Annotated in this window: 16 protein-coding genes; 5 read left to right on the top strand and 11 right to left on the bottom strand. The window is 69.4% G+C overall.

Going from position 1 to position 19,251, the window contains the following annotated elements:
* Window positions 1-2 precede the first annotated feature (2 nt).
* From OD997_RS09845 to OD997_RS09875, 7 genes are all read right to left on the bottom strand, one after another.
* On the bottom strand, window positions 3-1,166 hold the full coding sequence (locus tag OD997_RS09845) for a Gfo/Idh/MocA family protein (protein WP_434331399.1): 1,164 nt from the start codon (window positions 1,164-1,166) through the stop codon (window positions 3-5).
* A 173-nt stretch (window positions 1,167-1,339) separates the two neighbouring features.
* Entirely contained in the window at window positions 1,340-2,314 is a 975-nt protein-coding gene (locus tag OD997_RS09850) for a hydroxyacid dehydrogenase (protein ID WP_434331400.1), read from the bottom strand.
* Window positions 2,311-3,003: a DUF624 domain-containing protein gene (locus tag OD997_RS09855; protein ID WP_434331401.1), complete on the bottom strand. Its 693-nt coding sequence runs from the start codon at window positions 3,001-3,003 to the stop codon at window positions 2,311-2,313. The genes OD997_RS09850 and OD997_RS09855 overlap by 4 nt, the downstream gene beginning before the upstream one ends.
* A 3-nt stretch (window positions 3,004-3,006) precedes the next feature.
* On the bottom strand, window positions 3,007-3,912 hold the full coding sequence (locus OD997_RS09860; protein WP_434331402.1) for a carbohydrate ABC transporter permease: 906 nt from the start codon (window positions 3,910-3,912) through the stop codon (window positions 3,007-3,009).
* Window positions 3,909-4,850 carry a carbohydrate ABC transporter permease gene (locus tag OD997_RS09865; RefSeq protein WP_434331403.1) on the bottom strand — a complete coding sequence of 314 codons (942 nt, stop codon included), beginning with the start codon at window positions 4,848-4,850 and terminating at the stop codon, window positions 3,909-3,911. Before OD997_RS09865 ends, OD997_RS09860 begins: the two co-directional genes overlap by 4 nt.
* A gap of 67 nt (window positions 4,851-4,917) precedes the next feature.
* Window positions 4,918-6,198 (bottom strand): extracellular solute-binding protein, encoded by a 1,281-nt coding sequence (locus OD997_RS09870; protein ID WP_434331404.1) that lies wholly within the window; start codon window positions 6,196-6,198, stop codon window positions 4,918-4,920.
* A 79-nt stretch (window positions 6,199-6,277) separates the two neighbouring features.
* Window positions 6,278-8,227, bottom strand: coding sequence for a DUF2264 domain-containing protein (locus OD997_RS09875; RefSeq protein ID WP_434331405.1), 1,950 nt, complete (start codon window positions 8,225-8,227; stop codon window positions 6,278-6,280).
* 145 nt (window positions 8,228-8,372) lie between these two features.
* On the opposite strand from OD997_RS09875, the gene OD997_RS09880 reads away from it, so the two are divergent.
* Window positions 8,373-10,175: a heparinase II/III domain-containing protein gene (locus OD997_RS09880; RefSeq protein ID WP_434331406.1), complete on the top strand. Its 1,803-nt coding sequence runs from the start codon at window positions 8,373-8,375 to the stop codon at window positions 10,173-10,175.
* Complete coding sequence (locus OD997_RS09885) at window positions 10,172-11,257, top strand: substrate-binding domain-containing protein (RefSeq protein ID WP_434331407.1); 1,086 nt, start codon at window positions 10,172-10,174, stop codon at window positions 11,255-11,257. The genes OD997_RS09880 and OD997_RS09885 overlap by 4 nt, the downstream gene beginning before the upstream one ends.
* A 2-nt stretch (window positions 11,258-11,259) precedes the next feature.
* On the opposite strand, the gene OD997_RS09890 is transcribed toward OD997_RS09885, so the two are convergent.
* Window positions 11,260-12,210 (bottom strand): LacI family DNA-binding transcriptional regulator, encoded by a 951-nt coding sequence (locus tag OD997_RS09890; protein ID WP_434332368.1) that lies wholly within the window; start codon window positions 12,208-12,210, stop codon window positions 11,260-11,262.
* A gap of 143 nt (window positions 12,211-12,353) precedes the next feature.
* Between OD997_RS09890 and galT the strand changes: the two genes are divergently transcribed.
* The 3 genes from galT (at window position 12,354) to galE (ending at window position 15,803) form a co-directional block, all read left to right on the top strand.
* The gene (galT, locus tag OD997_RS09895) at window positions 12,354-13,571 is read left to right on the top strand and encodes a galactose-1-phosphate uridylyltransferase (RefSeq protein ID WP_434331408.1); all 1,218 of its coding nucleotides are present in this window, start codon (window positions 12,354-12,356) and stop codon (window positions 13,569-13,571) included.
* Window positions 13,568-14,764 (top strand): galactokinase, encoded by a 1,197-nt coding sequence (galK, locus tag OD997_RS09900; protein ID WP_434331409.1) that lies wholly within the window; start codon window positions 13,568-13,570, stop codon window positions 14,762-14,764. Before galT ends, galK begins: the two co-directional genes overlap by 4 nt.
* 61 nt (window positions 14,765-14,825) lie before the next feature.
* Window positions 14,826-15,803, top strand: coding sequence for a UDP-glucose 4-epimerase GalE (galE, locus tag OD997_RS09905; protein WP_434331410.1), 978 nt, complete (start codon window positions 14,826-14,828; stop codon window positions 15,801-15,803).
* A 2-nt stretch (window positions 15,804-15,805) separates the two neighbouring features.
* On the opposite strand, the gene OD997_RS09910 is transcribed toward galE, so the two are convergent.
* Genes OD997_RS09910 through OD997_RS09920 form a run of 3 tightly spaced genes read right to left on the bottom strand, consistent with a single transcriptional unit; the run spans window position 15,806 to window position 19,175 of the window.
* Window positions 15,806-17,131 (bottom strand): MFS transporter, encoded by a 1,326-nt coding sequence (locus tag OD997_RS09910; protein WP_434331411.1) that lies wholly within the window; start codon window positions 17,129-17,131, stop codon window positions 15,806-15,808.
* Entirely contained in the window at window positions 17,128-18,036 is a 909-nt protein-coding gene (locus OD997_RS09915; protein WP_434331412.1) for a polysaccharide deacetylase family protein, read from the bottom strand. The genes OD997_RS09910 and OD997_RS09915 overlap by 4 nt, the downstream gene beginning before the upstream one ends.
* The gene (locus tag OD997_RS09920; protein ID WP_434331413.1) at window positions 18,033-19,175 is read right to left on the bottom strand and encodes an ROK family protein; all 1,143 of its coding nucleotides are present in this window, start codon (window positions 19,173-19,175) and stop codon (window positions 18,033-18,035) included. Before OD997_RS09920 ends, OD997_RS09915 begins: the two co-directional genes overlap by 4 nt.
* Between the last annotated feature and the right edge of the window lie 76 nt (window positions 19,176-19,251).

Here is a 19,251-nt window from a genome sequence, read left to right on the forward strand (position 1 = left end):
GCTCAGCCCAGCGTCAGCGGCGAGAGAGCGACCTTGCGGCCCTCGGCGCTGGAGGTCAGACCCGCCTCGGCGAACTGCACGCCGCGGGCACCCGAGAGCAGGTCGAAGGGGTACTTCGTGCCCTCGACGAACGAGACCAGGTACTCCTCCCACTGCTGACGGAAACCGTTGATGAAGACGTCGTTCGTGGGCACCTGCTGCCAGTCGGTGTCGTAGTCGTGGCTGTCTTCGAGGTCGGGGTTCCACACGGGCTTCGGCGTGGCGTTGCGCGGCTGGATCTTGGCGCCGAAGAGTCCGACGACGGCGGATCCGTGGGTGCCGTCGACCTGGAACTCGACGAGCTCGTCGCGGTTCACGCGCACCGTCCAGCTGGAGTTGATCTCGGCGACGATGCCGCCCTCGATCTCGAAGATGCCGTACGCGGCGTCCTCGGCGGTGGCGGTGTAGTGCTCGCCGTTCTCGTCCCAGCGGTCGGCGATGTGCACGGCGGCCTGCGCGTAGACGCTCTTGACCTCGCCGAACAGGTTCTCGAGCACGTAGTTCCAGTGCGGGAACATGTCGACGATGATGCCGCCGCCGTCTTCGGTGCGGTAGTTCCAGCTCGGGCGCTGGGCGGGCTGCCAGTCACCCTCGAAGACCCAGTATCCGAACTCGCCGCGCACCGACAGGATGCGGCCGAAGAAGCCCGAGTCGATCAGGCGCTTGAGCTTCTGCAGGCCCGGCAGGTAGAGCTTGTCGTGCACGACGCCTGTCTTGACGCCGGCCTCGTCGGCGAGACGCGCGAGCTCGAGAGCCTCTTCGAGCGACTCCGCGGTGGGCTTCTCGGTGTAGATGGCCTTGCCTGCCGCGATCGCCTTGCGGAGGGCGGATGCGCGGGCCTTGGTCACGAGGAAGTCGGCGTAGATCTCCCACTTCGGGTCGGCCAGCGCCGCGTCGAGATCGGTCGTGTAGTCCTCGATGTCGTGCTTCGCGGCGAGCTCGGCGAGCTTCGCCTCGTTGCGGCCGACCAGCAGCGGCTTCACGGTGATGCGGGATCCGTCGGGCAGCTCGATGCCGCCTGCGTCGCGGATCGCGAGGATCGACCGCACGAGGTGCTGGCGGTAGCCCATGCGCCCGGAGACGCCGTTCATGATGATCCCGATCTCGCGGGTTGTCGCCTGTGACATTGCTGGTCCGTTCTCTTCTCTCAGATCCCGCACGCTCTGCGGGGAAACTCGTGTGTGCGATTCAGTGCGGGTAAGCGCTTTCCGACAGCATGCCATGCCGCGGGCCGGTGCGCAAGCGCAGGCGGAAACCGCTCTCCGGATCTACCCGATCGGGCTCACCGCGACGCCCGCCCTCACGCGCTCAGCTCCATGTCGAGGCGGGTGATCACCTGCGACGGCACCCCGCCATGCAGCAGCGCCTCGACGTCGTCGAGGGCCGAGTCGGCGAGACGTCGAGCCTCGTTGCCCATGGAGCCCGCGATGTGCGGAGTGAGGGCCACGTTCGACAGCGTGCGCAGCGGCGAGTCGGTCGGCAGTGGATCGGGCTCGGTCACGTCGAGCACGGCATCCAGCCTGCCCGACTCGCATTCGGCGAGCAGCGCCTCATGGTCGAGGATCCATCCGCGCGCCGTGTTGATCACAGTGGCGCCGTCGTGGAGCGCTGCGAGCTCGGCCGCACCGATCATGTGCCTCGTCTCGGGCAGCGCCGGCGCGTGCAGCGACAGCACGTCGACCTGGCCGAGCATGTCGTCGAGAGGCAGCAGCTCCGCTCCGGCGTCGGCCACCGCCTGCGCGGAGACGAACGGATCGGCGACGAGGATCCGGATGCCGTCGAGCTGCCCCAGCATCCGCACCACCCTGCGCCCGATCCGCGAGAATCCGACGATGCCGACCGTGCGACCGACGCTGCCGTACCGGCTCGAGCCGACCAGGTCGCGCCATTCGAGCACGGTCGAGGGCGAACGCATGTGCACGAAGGCGCGCTTGAAAGCGAGGATGATCGTCGCGAACGTGTACTCGGCCACCGGTACGGCGTTGGCGTCGGCGGCTGAGGTCACGGTGATCCCGCGCTCCCACAGCTCGTCGGACACCAGCTGCTGCACACTGCCCGCCGCATGCACCACGGCGCGCAGCCGCGGCATCCGGTCGAGGAGCTCGGCGTCGAGACGCGGAGCCCCCCACGATGTGAGCAGGATCTCAGTGTCCGCGAGGTCTCCCTCGTCGATCGACAACCGCGGCGACGGAGCCAGCGCCCGCAGCCGCGTGAGTCGGGCCTCATCGAAGAGCAGGTCGAACACCTCGGGACTCATCGCCGTACGAACGGTCACGCGCGCACCTCCGCGGGTTCGAGCTCGCGCACGGTGTCGGCGTCGAGCACGGGGCGAAGCGTGTAGCGACTGTTCGCCCACGCCACGTACAGGGCGGGAGCGCAGGTCAGACCGACGGCGATCGCGGGCATCGTGGTGAACAGTCCGATCTGCACTCCGAGCACGACGAGCGACAGCGCCGTGAGGTACCAGCGCCGCACGCACAGGTAGAGCGCGGCCTTGACGATGTCGCGCATCCGCGCACCCGGCTCTTCGGCCAGGGCGACGAGAGCCACCAGTGCGGTCGCGACGGCGATCACGGTGAGCAGGGCGAGCACCGGCACGATCATGACGGATGCCGGCGACGCGCTGACCGCGCGCACGTCGACGAGGAGCACCACCACGGATGCCGTCGCCATCGCGCCGATCAGCAGGCCCTTGCGTGCCGTGGCCTTCCACCCCCGGAGGAACGAGCGCACCACCTGCGGCTCGCCGCGGCCGAACTCGCGGAACGCCGTGAACGCGCCGGTCAGTGCCGGAGCGACGAGCGGAGCCGCGAGCGCCAGCAGCGGCCACGACAGCGCGGGGTCGGTCGTGATCAGCAGCACCACGAGAGGCGATGCCGCCACGAGCACGAGGAAGTTGACCATCAGTCCCAGATAGACGACCCCGAGGATCGTGGCCCAGGCGTCGTGCGAGATGCGCTTCATCGGTCAGCCCTTCAGTCCGCTGGTGGCGATGCCCTCGACGAAGTACTTCTGCCCGAGCAGGAAGATGATCGCGATGGGGACCACTGAGATCGTGAGTCCCGCGAACAGCAGCGCGTAGTTCGTGTCGAAGAGGTTCGAGACGAAGCTCTTGAGTCCGAGTTGGATCGTCCACAGGTCGGGGTTTCGCAGGTAGATGAGCGGCCCCAGGTAGTCGTTCCAGGTGTTCACGAACGTGAGCAGGGTGAGGCTCGCGATCGCGGGCACCGACAGCGGCAGCATGATGCGACGCCAGATGCCGTATTCGCTGAGACCGTCGAGGCGCGCGGCTTCGCTGAGCTCCTCGGGGATCGTCTCGTAGTACTGCTTCATGAGGAACACACCGAACGCACCGAACGCCTGGAGCAGGATGATCGCCCACAGGGTGTTGGACACCTTCAGATTCGACAGCAGGATGAACTGCGGGATCATGTACGACTGCCACGGCACCGCGATCGTGCCGATGTAGACGAGGAACAGGATGTCGCGGCCGGCGAACTTCATGCGTGCGAAGCCGTAGGCGGCGAACGATCCGGTGAGCACCTGCAGGAACGTCACGCTGACGGCCAGGAACAGGGTGTTGCGGATCCAGACGAGCATGTTCGACTTCGTCCAGATGTCGATGTAGTTCTGCCACACGAACGTCTCGGGCACCCAGACGACGGGCACCGAGAACACCTCGTTCGCGTTCTTCAGCGAGCTCATGACCATCCAGAAGAACGGTGCGAGCAGGCCGACCGCCGCGATGATCAGCGCGACGTAGCCGAGGGTGCGACCGATCGTGACCCTGGTCCGCACGCGGCCGGCAGGGACGGGGGCGTTGAGCTTGCGCAGCGTTCCCCCGGTGACGAGGACCTGTGTCTCGGTCATCATGCGCTCCGCTTCTTGTTCCAGAGGAACTGGCCGATGGTCACGAGGATGCAGAGGAAGAACAGCGCGACCGCGGCGGCGGATGCGTAGCCGAACTGCGACTCCTCGAAGCCCTTCTTGTAGATGAACTGCGACAGCACCAGGGTCGATTGGCCGGGGCCGCCGTCGGTCATGACGAGGATCAGGTCGAAGATCTTGAAGGAGTTGATGGTCAGCATCACGGTGACGAAGAACATGGTGGGCCGAAGCGACGGGATCGTCACGTTCGTGAAGCGCTGCCAGACGTTCGCGCCGTCGACGCGCGCGGCTTCGTGCAGCTCACGCGGCACGGTCTGCAGGCCCGCCAGGAACAGGATCATGTAGTAGCCCATGTCCCGCCAGGTGCTGACGATGACGACGGCGGGCATCGCCCACTCCGAGGACGTGAGCCAGCCGGGAGGCTCAGAGATGCCGATCGCACGGAGCACCTCGTTGATGGGCCCGTAGTCGGGGCTGAAGAGCAGGTTCCACACCACGGCGATCGCGACGATCGAGGTGATGTACGGGAAGAAGGCGGCGGTGCGGAAGAACGCGACGCCGCGGAGCTTGTTGTTCAGCAGCAGTGCGAGCCCGAGCGAGACGACGATCGTCAGCGGGATGTGCATCACCGAGTAGTAGATGGTGTTCCAGAACGCGATGTGGAAACTGCCGTCGCCCATCAGGCGCTGGAAGTTCGCGAACCCCACCCAGTCGGCCTTGCCGAAGACGTTCCAGTTCGTGAACGCCATGTAGAAGAGGATCAGCACCGGGAGCAGGGTCAGGAACCCGAATCCGATGAAGTTCGGCAGGATGAAGCTCCAGCCGATCAGGGCATTGCGGCGACGCAGTGCCGAGCGTCTGCGGGGCAGCTTCGTCTGCGGCGGGGCCGCGTCGTCGCGGCTCGGGGCCTCGGTGGTGGTCATGTCTCGTCTCCTGGATGCTGCGCGAGGGCGATGTCGGGGGCCGACCGGCGGCCGGCCCCCGAGTGGATCAGCCGACCTCGCTCTTCACGCGGTCCTCGGCCGTCTTGATGGCGTCGTCGATCGATGTCGATCCCGACATGACGGCGGTGTGCAGGTCGGCGAGGATCCCCTGGATCGTCGCCGTCTTGTTCGACGTGGGATTCTCGGGGAGCACGTCGTGCGTCGACCAGGCGAACTTCGACAGATCATCCGTCGGCGCACCCTCGACCGCGAAGTAGGACTCGACGACGGCGTCGTTCGTGAGCGCCGGGGTGATCCCGATGGCGGCGAGCGCCTGCGCACCCTCCTCGGATGCGGCGAACTCGAGGAACTCCTTGGCGGCGTCGGCCTTGGCGGAGTCGATGTTCGCGTTGATGCCGAAGCCCGTCGGGTCGCCGAACGTCACCGGGGTGTTGTCGGTGCCGGTCGTCTTCTCATCGAGCTGCGGCGCGGGTGCGATGCCCCACTCGAAGTCGTTCGCCTCGCCCGATGCCTGCTGCGCGATGAGCGTCGCGGTGTACCAGGTGCCCATCAGCATCATCGCGGCCTTCTGCGTGCCGAACTCGCCCTGGTAGGTGAGCTGGTTGGCGGTCGAGGTGTTGAAGTCGACCTGATCACCGGCATCCTGCAGCGCGAGTGTGTTGTCGTAGTAGTCCTTCAGGTTGCTGAAGTCGCCGTCGAGCACGCTGGTGTCGGTCTGCGCGTTCGCGAAGCCCTGCACGGTCGACTGCCAGCGGTGCAGGTAGGTGCCCTTGGAAGCGTCGGTGGTGAGCGCCTCCGCGGCATCCGCGTAGTCGTCCCACGTCCACGATCCGTCGGGCTCGGCGACGCCGGCCGCCGCGAACAGGGCCTTGTTGTAGAAGAGCACCCAGGAGTCCTGGCGGTACGGCACGGCGTAGGCGGCACCGTCGACCTCGTAGGAGTCCGCGCCGCTGATGCCGTCGGGCAGCGCCACGTCCGAGACGTCGAGCAGCTGGCCTCCCTCCTGGAAGGTCGTGACGTACTTGACCTCCTTCTGCGTGATGATGTCGGGGCCGGACCCTGCGGCGAGGTCGGCGGTGACGAGGGTGTTGTACTCGGCCGCGTCGTACTCCTTGAGCTCGATCTTCACGTTCGGGTGGTCCTTCGTGAACGCATCGGCGAGCGTCTGGAACTCAGGTGTGGTGTCGATGCTCCAGCCCGAGAGCGTGAGCGTGACGGGGGCGTCGGGGTCGGTGCTCTCACCGGCGTCGCTGCTGCCGGAGCAGCCTGCGAGGGCGAGGGCCGCGACGGCGGCGATGCTGCCGGCGGCGAGGATCTTTCGGTTCATGGGGATACTGCTCCTTTGCAATGGCGGGTGCCCCGGACGGGGCGGGAGAACGGGTCGGGATGGCGGGTCGGGATACGACTCAGGCGAGCCGGTGTTCGGTGGTGGAGGAATCTGGCCACACGACGGCGACGTCGTCGCCGTCGATGCGGACGGTGGGAGCGGATGCCGCGGCGCGGTCGGACAGGTGCACCGCGGTCGCGATCCACTCACCCGTCGACACCGGGTAAGTGATGACGGGGACGGAGGCTGTGGCGCCGAGCGGACTCGCGTCGCGCCGGTTCTCGACCGAGGGCACTCCCCCTGCGGTGAGGGCGATGAGGGTGCTGAAGCGGCCACGAGCGTTCACCGTCGCGGCGGCCTGCGAGACGGCGTCGTCGACGGCATCGGCGGCGAGCGCCCAGCCGCCGATGCGCAGGGCGGTGGGGGCGGCATCCGCTTCGATCCGGTCGATGCGCACGACTCGCACTTCCCATGCGCCGCGCACGATCGACCAGGTGGTGACGGTGCCCGCGATCTCGACCTCTCCCGTGATTCCGGAGCCGTGTCGGGTCTGGGTCGCGTCCGGCGCGATCCAGTGCGCGGTCGCCTCGGATCCGGCGACAGCGGCATCCCCGTCACGACGGATGCCCTGCACGCGCATTCCGGCGCGATGCGTCGCCCGGCCGTCGGCGTGCAGCAGTGCGACCGACTGCTCGAGGGGCTCTGCCCAGGCGTCTCCGTTCAGCAGCGGGCTCGCAGCCGTCGAGTAGCCGAGGCGGGCGTAGAGCGGGGAGTCGCCGACGAGGTCGCCGGGGCGCGCGTGGTCGGCTCCGTGGTTGATCACGCGAACGATGCCGTCGTCGGCGGTCGCGGAGATGATCCACGCCGGCGCCTCGGCGACGCGGAGCACGTCAGCGGTCTCGGTCGGCACCAGCTCGACCGGCGCCGCCCACACCGGGTGGTCGGCGGGGAGCGCGATGCCGAGCAGGCCCTTCGAGGCCCAGTAGGGGGATCCCGTGCCCGAGTAGTTCTGTGCGAGCCGACGCCACTCGTCGTGCCACCCGAGGTCGAGGAGTCCCTGATCGTTGGGGACGCCGTTCTCGGCGAAGTGGCGGACGATGCCGGATGCCGCGCGGCGCAGCTGCCCGAGCGGGACAGACGGGACCTCGGCGATGGCGCCCGCCCAGTAGGGAGCCGCCGCGGCGAAGCGGTAGACGAGGCTGCGGCCCTGGATCAGCGGCGAGCCGTCGGCGCCGACGAGGGCGATCGCGTCCTGCAGGAACGTGTCGAGGCGGGCGAGATCGCCCTCGGTCCGACCGCCGGCGAGCTCTGTGGCACCCTGCATCCGCGACCACAGCACCGGATAGAGGTGCAGCGCCCAGCCGACGTAGTGGTCGTACGACCGGTCGTCGCCGTCGGAGATCCAGCCGCCCTCGCGGAGGAAGGAGTCGTGCTGCGCGAGGTCCTGCTCGATGTCGGCCTGCGACCACGGGCCGCCCACCGAGCGCAGGAAGGTCTGCACGACGACGCGGAACCACAGCCAGTTGTTCCTCGGGTAGCTGTCGTCGCCCACGACGGGCGCGAGGTAGTCGATCATGCGGTGCTGGGTGGTCTGGTCGAGGCGATCCCAGATCCAGGGGCGGGTCATGTCGAGGATCAGCGCGATGGATGCCGCCTCGACTTTGGCCTGTGGATGCTCGTCGAGCCGCACCCACCGGTCGGGGCCTTCGGGGTCGACCCCGGCCACGATGCCGCGCGAGTAGAAGTCGATGAGGTCGTCGACGCCTTCGCCGCGTGCACCCGCGATCCGGAAGCCCGCGAGCAGGAAGGTGCGCACGAATCCCTCGAGGCCGTCGACGTCGATGTCGTATCCGCCGGATGCACCGGGGAGCGTGATGCGGGCACCGTTCTCGGAGGCCCACGGACGGACCGCTGCGAGCAGCCCGTCGGCGTACGCGAGCAGATCGTCGCGCGACCACTCGGCATCCGGAGATGCCTGGCCCTCGAGGGGGCTCATCGCCGTCGGGGCGACGGTGCGCTCGTACGTCACAGGGTTCTCCTTTGAAGACTGCTTCGAGGTGGATCGCGGGGACGTTCGTCCCTTCGCGATCGTTGGGAGATTATCATCGCATTTCGATCAAGACAAGACTCAAATAATTCTAGATCGATCATTTTCGATCAGCTATGCTGAGTCCGTGAACACGCTTCCCGCGCCGACCGCCGACGATCGCGCCACCTGGTCGCACGTCGATGCGGCCGACCTGCGCGCCCGCGCAGAGGCCGATCTCGGCACACCCTGGCCGCAGCCGCTCGCCAGCCAGGCCGCCCGCGTGCACCGCGACGGCGATCGCGTCGCCTGGGAGAATCCGGCTTCCGCCCGCCAGCATCGCCTCAGTCGCGCAGTCATCGCCGCGGCCGTGACCCTCGACGTGCAGTGGATCGACGAGGTCGTCGACGGGGTGCAGCTGCTGTGTGAGCAGAGCTCGTGGTGCTGGCCCGCCCACGACGACACGTTCGACAGGCACGGCAGCGTGCTCGCGACCGTCACCGATCCCTTCCTCGACCTCGGCGCCGGTGAGGTCGTCGCCCAGCTCGCGTGGATCGACCATGTGCTCGGCACGCAGCTCGACGCCCGCGCCCCCGGCATCCGCTCCCGCATCCGGCATGAAGCGCAGGTGCGTGTCTTCGGTCCCTTCGTCGAGCGCCGCGACTGGCACTGGCTGGGGCTCGACGGCGACGTGCACAACTGGAATCCGTGGATCCATTCATCCGTCCTCACCGCGGCGGTGCAGCTGCACGATGACCCCGACCACATCGTCGACCTGGTCGTCGAAGGACTCGACCGCTACCTCGTCTCGCTGCCCGACGACGGCGCGATCGATGAGGGCTATTCGTACTGGTGGAACGGCGCCTGCCGCGCGCTCGAGGCGCTCGATCTGCTCGAATACGCGACGGACCGCCCACGCCCCGACCTCGCCGGGCTGCGCGAGACCGTCGCCTTTCCGCACCGCTGCCACCTCGGCGGCGACTGGTACGCCAACCTCGCCGACGGGCAGGCCCGACCGTCGGCGGATCTCCCCTGGCACGCCCTGCACCGCGCGGCCCGGCGGATCGGCGATGCGGATGCCGCAGCGCACGCCGCCTCGCACCGCGACGCTGCCCCGTCGGAGTTCGCCGGCCTCGGGCGTCTGGTGCAGGAGCTGACGGATGCCGACTGGCTCGCCGCCGCTCCCTCCGGTTCTCCCCTGCCGCGCGACGTGTGGCTGCCGTCGACGCAGGTGCTGCTCGCCCGCGAACAGGCGGGCGTCGTCGAGGGCCTCGGCCTCGTGATCAAGGGCGGGCACAACGCCGAGCACCACAACCACAACGACGTCGGCTCGTTCATCGTGACATCCGACGGGGTTCCAGTGATCGTCGACGCCGGGCGCCCGACGTACACGAAGGCCACGTTCGGGCCCGACCGCTACTCGATCTGGACCATGCAGAGCGCGTGGCACAACACGCCCACGATCCTCAGCGTCGATCAGTCACCGGGGCAGGAGTTCGCCGCATCCGACGTCGAGGTCTCGGTGACGGATGCCGTGTCGTCGCTGTCGCTCGAGCTCGGCGGCGCCTACGGGCTCGACGGACTGACGTGGCGGCGCAGCGCCGCCCTCGACCGTGCAGTCGGGATCGTGCGCGTGTCGGACGAGTGGGATGCGCCGTCGTCGGATCGGCCCACCACGCTCAACCTCATCGTCGCCGGCACGGTGTCGTCGGTCGATGACGGTGTGCGGGTCACGCCACTCGACGGAGCGACGCCCGTCGTGATCCGCTGGCCCGCCGGCATCCGCTCCGCCCATACGGTGCGCGTGCTCGACGACCCGATGCTGAGCGAGGTGTGGGGCGAGCGACTCACCCGCATCGAACTCGACGTGAGCGCGCACGATCGCGCGTGGATCACGATAGAAAGAGACGACGCCACCCCGGGGACGGGTGACAGCGAGGACGACCGATGACCGATCAGCAGCACGCTCCGCTCGCGCCCGCGCGTCATGCGCACATCATCGCCGCCCTCGAGCGCGACGGGATCGTGCGGGTCTCGCGCCTGACCGAAGAGCTCGGGGTCGCGCCCGTGACGCTGCGTCGCGACCTTCAGCAGCTCGAGGAGGAAGGGCGTCTCGAGCGGGTGCACGGCGGAGCCGTGCCGGCCGAGGCCGCGCGCGACGAGCCTGCGCCCGCGCAGACCGGCGGCGCGATCGGCGTGCTGGTGCCGTCGCTCGCGTACTACTGGCCCGGCGTCGTGCGCGGCATGGAGGCCGAGGCACGCAAGCGCGGGCTTCGGCTGGTGCTGCGCGGAGCCTCGTACGAGCTGCAGGACGAGCGCCCGGTGCTCGAGCGCCTCATCGCCGCAGACGACATCCGCGGCCTCATCGTCGCCCCCAACCCCGACGTGACCCACGCGCAGGATGTCGTGCAGTGGCTCGACGGGTCCGGAGTCCCGGCGGTCTTCGTCGAGCGCGACGCCGTGGTGCTCCCCGACCGCGCGCCCGTCGAGAACGTCACGACCGACCACGCTCTCGGCGCCGTGCTCGCCGCACGCCACCTCGCCAGCCTCGGCCACCGCCGCATCGGCCTCATCCTGTCGCGGGAATCGCCGACCGGCCGCAAGATCGTCACCGGATGGGCGACGGCGTGCGAGGAGCTCGGACTCGCACCGGCCGACCACTTCGAGAGCCTGTTCCCCGACCGCAACGGACCGGGCTTCGCGACCGCCGTCAACGCGGCGATCGACAAGGCACTCGACGCCGGCGTGACGGGGCTGCTCATCCACTCCGACCCCGAGGCCATGGCGTTCATCGACATCGCACTCAACCGCGGACTCTCGGTGCCGGAGGACCTCTCGGTCGTCGCCTACGACGATGAGGTCGCTCAGCTGTTCACCCCCGCACTCAGCGCGGTCAGCCCTCCGCGTGCAGCCGTCGGCGCCGCCGCGATCGACCTTCTCGCCAAGCGCATCGCCGACCCCACGCGTCCGGTGCATCGGGTGTCGCTGAGCCCGACGATGCACGCCAGGGAGTCGTCGGCGCCTCCGGCCTGACCTCAGCGGGTGCTGGCGCGCTCGACCAGGAGCGTCGGCACCACTGCGGATGCTCCGGCGCCCGGCGTGCCCTCGATCTCGGCGACGAGCAGATCGACTGCGCGGTGCGCGAGCGCCGTGAAATCCTGACGGATCGTCGTCAGCGGCGGGCGGTAGTTGGCGGCATCCGGCACGTCGTCGAAGCCGATCACGCTGACCGCCTCGGGAACACTGCGCCCCGCCTGGGCGAGCGCGCGCAGCAGCCCCAGCGCCATCTGGTCGTTGGCGCAGAAGACGGCGGATGCGGTGGCCAACGCGTCGCCTGCGGCGAACCCGGCCTCGGCCGACCAGTCACCACGGACGATCATCGGGGGCTCGAGACCCGCAGCGAGAAGGGTCTCACGCCAGCCGCGCTCGCGCTCCGCAGCGGCGAACGAATCGGCGGGGCCTGCGAGATGGTGCACGCTCTCGTGTCCGAGGCTCAGCAGATGCGCGGTCGCTGCGGCGGCACCGCCGACGTGATCGCTGTGCACGACGGCGAGATCGGCGGCTCCCGGAGCGTCGACGACCACGAGCCGAAGCCCGGCCGGCCGCTGGGCCGCCGGCACCAGCGCCGAGGCCTCGTTCAGGACGATCGCGCCGTCGACCTCCTGTTCGGCGAGACGTTCGAACGCGTCGGCGACGTTCTCGCCCGCGGTCACGAGGGTGAGGGCGTAGCCACGCTCGGCCGCCGCCTCGGCCGTGGCCTGCAGCATGCGCGAGTTGCCGACCGTCGCGAGCGTGGTGACGACGAGTCCGATGGTCTGCGAGCGGCCGGTGCGCAGGGCCCGCGCCGCGCGATGCGGCCGGTATCCGAGCTCGACCATGGCCTTCTCGACGCGCTCGCGGGTGGCCGGGTCGACGCGCGGGCTGTCGTTGACGACGCGCGAGACGGTCTGGCCGGAGACCCCGGCGCGGGTGGCGACCATCGCCATCGACACACGCCCCGATGACGGGCGCCGACGCCGCGGCCTGCCGGGATCGCGCACGATGTCGTCTTCCACCGCAGGCACCTCCGCTCGGCGTTCACAACTCAGCAATGTTGACGTTACCACGGCGGTGTGCGTACGATGTTTACGTGAACACGACCGAATCTGCTGAGTTGCGCACCGAGAACCTCTCCGCCGGAATCACGAAGCGCGCGACCACGCTCGCCGACGGCCGCGAGCTGATCTACTTCGACGACCCCGACACGACACTCGGCGAAGAGCGCGCGGTCGACTCCCGCACCCTCGACCCGCGCGGCGAGACCGCGACGATGCGACTCGACGTGCTCACGGGAGACTGGATCACGGTCGCCGCGAACCGCCAGAACCGCGTCATGATGCCCAGCGCCGACGCCGACCCGCTGGCCCCGCAGTCGCCGACCAACCCGTCGGAGGTCCCCTCGCTCTACGACGTCGCGGTGTTCGAGAACCGCTCCCCCGCCTTCGGCCCGGCATTGGCCGAGGCGACCGGCATCGCCCCCGAGGCGAGCAATCCTCCCCGCGGGCTCGAAGACCTCGCGGCTCTCGGCCTCGGCCGCACCCGCACCTCTGTCGGCCGTTGCGAGGTCGTGTGCTTCAGCCCCGAGCACACCGGATCCTTCGGCACGCAGTCCGTCACCCGCGCTCGCACGGTGATCGAGGCCTGGGCAGACCGCACCGCCGCCCTCTCGAAGCTCCCCGGCATCGAGCAGATCTTCCCGTTCGAGAACCGCGGCGAGGCCATCGGCGTCACGCTCCCCCACCCGCACGGCCAGATCTACGCGTACCCCTACGTGACCCCGCGCACCACCCGCGTGCTGGAGTCGATCGACCGCACGGCGCCCGAGCTCTTCCAGCACATCCTCGAATCCGAGCAGGCATCCGAGCGTGTCGTGTTCCGCGGCGAGCACTGGACCGCGTTCGTGCCCTTCGCCGCCCGCTGGCCGCTGGAGGTGCACCTGATGCCGCACCGCCACGTTCCGGACTTCGCCGAGACGACGGATGCCGAGCGCGACGAGCTCGCCCCTCTCTACCTGCGCCTGCTGCGCGGTGTCGACGCTCTCTATGACACCCCGACCCCCTACATCGCCGCGTGGCACCAGGCCCCGGTCAACGTCGGTCGTGACAGCGTGCGCCTGCACCTGCAGCTGACGAGCCCTCGCCGTGCAGCAGACAAGCTCAAGTTCCTGGCCGGCTCCGAGGCCGCGATGTGGGCCTGGGCCGCGGAGGTCACCCCCGAGCAGGGCGCCGCACGTATCCGCGAGGCCATCGCGAAAGCCGACACCGCCCACACAGACAGCACCGACACCGCAGACGAGGCATCCGCATGACCACCACCGACGACGCCGCGACTGCTCTGTTCACCGAGCTCACCGGTCATGCCCCCGCCGGAGTCTGGTCGGCCCCCGGCCGCGTGAACCTCATCGGCGAGCACACCGACTACAACGACGGATTCGTGCTCCCGTTCGCGATCCCGCATCGCACGGTCGCAGCCGTCGGCCCCCGTGACGACCGCCGCATCCGCGTCGCCTCGACCTTCGCCGACGAACCGGTCGAGGTCGCCATCGACGAGCTCGCCGACCTGTTCCCCACTCCCACCGGTGAAGCGCCGGCAGTGCCCGAGTGGGCCGCCTATCCGCTCGGCGTCGCGTGGGCGCTCCGCCAGGCCGAGGGCATTTCCGACGCCGTCATCGCCGGGGCAGGCCTCGACATCGCCATCGCCTCGGATGTACCCGTCGGTGCGGGACTCTCGTCGTCGGCTGCGATCGAGGGAGCCACGGCATCCGCTCTCAACGAGCTGTGGGAGGCCGGTCTCGACCGCATCGCTCTCGCCCGGGTCGGCCGCCGTGCCGAGAACGAGGCCGTCGGAGCCCCGACCGGAATCATGGACCAGATGGCCTCGATGCTCGGCGAGCCCGACGCGGCGATCTTCCTCGACTGCCGCTCGCTCGACGCGAACCTCGTGCCCGTCGGCATCGCCGAAGCCGGCCTCGCGATCCTCGTGATGGACACGCGCGTCAAGCACGCCCACTCGACCGGAGGCTACGGCGAGCGCCGCGCCGCCTGCGAACGGGGAGCGGCGATCATGGGCGCGCCGAGCCTGCGCGACGTCTCGGTCGACGACCTGCCGCGTGCCGAGGAGCTCATGGACGACGTGACCTTCCGTCGGGTGCGCCACGTGGTCACCGAGAACCAGCGCGTGCTCGACACCGTGCGCGTGCTGCGCGAAGAGGGAGCCCGCGCGATCGGCGACCTGCTCGTCGCCTCGCACGCCTCCATGCGGGACGACTTCGAGATCTCGGTGCCCGAGCTCGACACCGCGGTCGATGCCGCCCTCGCCGCCGGTGCGATCGGTGCCCGCATGACCGGTGGCGGCTTCGGCGGCGCGGCCATCGCGCTGATCGAGCAGGATGCCGTGCAGCACGTGACGGATGCCGTGAACGCGGCGTTCGCAGCATCCTCCTTCACGGCTCCGGTGATCTTCACCGTCACCCCCTCGGCCGGCGCGCACCGCGACGCCTGACGCGGTCAGGCTCAGCGGGCCCGCCCTGAAATACTGAACTCTCCACCACCTGAGGAGCACCATGTCCTGGATCGTGACCGGCGGCGCCGGATACATCGGCTCGCACGTCGTACGCGCACTGGCGGATGCGGGGCTCACACCCGTCATCCTCGACGACCTCTCGAGCGGCGTCGCGTCGTTCGTGCCCGAGGGCGTGCCGTTCGTGCAGGGTTCGATCCTCGACCGCGACCTCGTCGAGAAGACGCTCCGCGACCACGACGCCGACGGTGTCATCCACGTCGCCGGGTTCAAGTACGCCGGTGTCTCTGTGCAGCGCCCGCTGCACACCTACGCGCAGAACGTCGAAGGCACCCGCGTGATCCTCGAGGCGATGGAGGCCGCAGGCGTCGGCAACATCGTGTTCTCCTCCTCGGCCGCCGTCTTCGGCACCCCTGATGTCGCGCTGGTCGTCGAGGACACCGCCAAGAAGCCTGCGAGCCCGTACGGCGAATCCAAGCTCATCGGCGAATGGCTGCTGCGCGACCAGGCGATCGCCACGGCCGATTCGGCGACCCCGCTGCGCCACACGTCGCTGCGCTACTTCAACGTGGTCGGATCCGCTGACCCGACCGTCTACGACGTCAGCCCGCACAACCTCTTCCCGATCGTCTTCGAGGCGCTGATCGCCGGCAAGACCCCGCGCATCAACGGCGACGACTACGACACCGAAGACGGCACGAACGTGCGCGACTACGTGCACGTCGGCGACATCGCCGCCGCCCACGTGGCTGCGGCGAAGCGCCTCGCAGCGGGCGAGTCGATCGAGGCGGCCTACAACCTCGGCTCCGGCGACGGGCTCAGCGTGAAGCAGATCATGGATGCTGTGGCACGCGTCACCGGCATCGACTTCACGCCCGAGATCGGCCCCCGCCGTGCCGGCGACCCCGACCGCATCGTCGCCACCGGCGAGCTCGCCGCCCGCGACCTCGACTGGAAGATGCGGTACTCGGTCGACGAGATGGTGCGGACGGGCTGGGAGGCGCGTCAGTCCGCCTCCTGACGTCAGAGGTCTCGGGTGCGGATGGGGTACAGCCAGAAGCACACCCAGGCGAGAGCGGCGAAGAGCATCGGCACGGCCGCGACCATCACGCGGATGCCGCTGTCGACCGCCTCGGGCTGCGCATCGCCCAGCGACGCGTCGAAGCCGGATGCCGTCAGCACCACCGCCGCGACGACGGCCTGCAGCACGACAGAGCCGCGCACCACGAAGCCGTTGACCCCGAAGTAGGCGCCCTCTCGTCGGTGGCCGGTACGCGTGGCATCCTCGTCGATGATCTGGGCGAGCACGACTTCGAGCAGCTGCAGCAGACCTCCCACGCCCACGCCCACTGCGACGCCGACGAGCGCCGCCGCCAGCACGGTCGACGGCAGCAGGAAGCCGAGCATCGCGATGCCGAAGACCGCGACGCTCCACAGCAGCGCCGTGCGCGGTGACGTGCGTCGCACGACGGCGCTCCACAGCACGATCGAGGGGATCGCGGTGACGAAGATGGCGCCGAGCAGCAGGCTGCCCTCGCCCTCGGGTGCGCCCAGCGAGTACCGCACATAGAACGGGATCGCCGCGAGGATCACGGCGATCGCCGTCTGGATGAACAGGGAGCCGAGCACGTAGGGCACGAACGCCCGGTTCGCGAACGTGTACTTCAGCTGGTCGCCCCAGCGCATCGCCTCGGATGCGGCCTCGGGCACCTGGCGCTCGATCATGCCGCCGAAGAACGACCACACGAGCAGCACCAGGCAGACGGCCGAGAGCACGATGGCCATGCCCGGCCAGCCGATCGATCCGTACAGTGCGGGCGCGCCCGCGGTACCCAGCACCATTCCGAGGATCGCGAAGATCTGGCGCGGGACGTTGCCCCGCGCACGCTCTTCGGTGGTGCGGAAGATCTCGGGGAACAGCGCCGAGATGTTCAACACCACGACCACGAACGCGATGTCGTAGACCGCGACGACCACCAGGAACCAGACGATGAGACCTGCGGCGGGCAGCTCCGGCGGCATCCACACCAGCGCGAACGCCACCACGAGCGGCACGATGCCGAGACCGATCCACGGGATGCGACGGCCCCACGGAGTGCGGATGCGGTCGGACAGCGCCCCGACCACGGGGTTGAGCACCGCGTTCAGCACGCCATGCGCGATCATCGCGGCGGCCACCCACGTCGGCTCGACGCCGAGATGCGTGACGTAGAAGTACACGACGAACGCCGAGAACGTCTGCGCCATGAGCTGGGTCGGGAACCCGGATGCTCCGAAGGCGATCGCCTGCGCCCTCGTGGGTGCGGCATCCAGCCGTCGGTCGCGCAGACGCGTCGTCAGCGAACTCATACGCTCTCTCTCCGCTGCAGGTCGCGCAGGTCGCGCCACCCCAACCTGACCAGTCCCTCGTCGGCGATCGCCTGCAGCACCGCCGGGTCCGAGAGCAGACGCAGCTCGTGTCCCCTCTTCACGGCCGCGTAGTCGACGGCCGCGCGCAGCTCGTCGTCATCGACCATCGGATGCAGATAGATCTCGGTCACTCCGGCGGGCACGGCGCGCAGCAGCGCGATGAAGCCCTCGCGCACCTGTTCGTACGACTCGTCGGGTGCCGCCTCGAACGGATGGCTCCACAGGCGGTCGATGATCTCGACGCCGAATGCATCCGCGGCTGCCGAGGCTGTCGTGAGCTTCTCCTGCAGGGTGGCGTCGTCGCCGGTGCCCTCGATGCTCCGCGGCAGTCGGAACGGCAGTCCGTGGCGCGCGGCGAGTTCGAACACGGGCCCCAAGAAGTCGCGTCCCGTCAGCAGCCCGTAGACCGACCCCATGTGGTTGTCGAGGTGCGTGACGTCGACTCCGGCATCCAGCGCGGCCTGTAGCTGGGCGGCGATCTCGGCGGCGACATCGTCGGATGACGCGTGCTCTTCGACCTCGAGGACTCCAGCCGGGAAGTATCCGGCCGCGTCGACCAGGCTCGTTCCGGTGCCGGTGAGCGGACGCCACCGATAGTCGGTCCATTCGCTCGTGAGCACGAGGTGCACGCCGACGTCGAGGTCGGTGCGCGATGCCGCGAACGCCAGCGCCTCGGGCGACCACGCGCACGGCACCATCACCGTCGTGGAGTCGACGTGCCCGGCATCCAGCAGCTGCACGATCGCGGTGTTGGCCGCGTGGCACATGCCGAAGTCATCCGCGTTGATGATCACCGCTCGAGCTCCGGGCGGGAGTCCGAGCCGGTCGGCGAGGTCGGAGATCATCTGCTGCTCCTGTCCGAACCGGGGAGAAGACGAGAGAAGACGGTCGCGCGCAGAGCGGATGCCGCCTCCCCCGCGGCTCCCACGAGTGGCGCCTCGGGCCCGAACGACGACGCCACGAATCGCAGCGGCAGCCGGGGAGCGAGGTTCTCGGCGTAGTAGTCGGCGACCGCGTCGATCATCGCGGGGTGCGCAGCGGATCCGCTGAGGATGAACGCCTCGGGATCCAGCACGAGCGCGATGCTGCCGGCGACCAGCGTGAGGCGGCGTCCCATCTCGGCGGCCATCGCGATCGCGGACGGGTCGCCGGCGGCCGCGGCATCGAGATGCTGATCGATCGTGAGCTCGGGGTCGCGGCCGTTTCCGAGTGCGAGGTCGCGGACCACGTCGTCGCCGAGCACGGGCGCGCCGATCGGCAGAGGCGTCTGCGGGAGGTACATGACCTCCCCGGCGACACCCGAGAACCCGCGGTGCAGGACGCCGTCGATGACGATGCCGGCTCCGAGTCCGTCGTCGAGCAGCAGCAGTGCGAAGCTGGCGAGATCTGCGCCGGTGCCCGCGGTCAGTTCGGCGAGAGCCGCCAGGTTGACGTCGTTCTCAACGCGCACCGGGCAGCCGAGCCCTGCCGACAGGGCGTTCTTGAACGCGCCGCCGTCGGGGCCCTGGTCGTCGCGGATGCCGCCGTCGGCCGTGACGATGCCGGGGATGCCGACCACCACGAGCTCGAGCGGCCCGGCGACCACTCGCCTGCAGGCGATGACGAGGTCGACGATGTGCTCCACCCGATCTCCCCGCACAGGGAACGCCGCGTGATGTTCCGCGCGCACCGCGCCGGTCGGGTCGACGAGAACGACATGCGCGGCATGGCTGTCGACGTGCACGGCGGCGGCGAGTCCGAGCTGCGGATGCAGGGCCACGCGTCCGGCGGCGGGTCCCCGAGTCTCGCGATCGACGCCGGCCGGGGCCACGGCCGACACGCTCTCGAGCATCCGCAGCACCTGCGTCACGGCCGTGCGAGAGAGCCCGGTCTCGGTGACGAGCGCGTTCCGCGTGAGGGGTCCTCGGCGAGCGAGCGTCTCGAGGATCGCCCGGCCGTTGAGGGTGCGTAAGAGGGTCTGCGGGCCCGCCAGTGGTCTTGCCATGATGATCCCCCCGGATTCGACGTGCGCCCAGCATGACACATCGTGTCTCACTGGTCGAGGGGGCCTGCGTCACATT

This window comes from Microbacterium sp. CGR1 (genome assembly GCF_051062835.1).
In the GTDB taxonomy this organism is placed as follows: domain Bacteria; phylum Actinomycetota; class Actinomycetes; order Actinomycetales; family Microbacteriaceae; genus Microbacterium.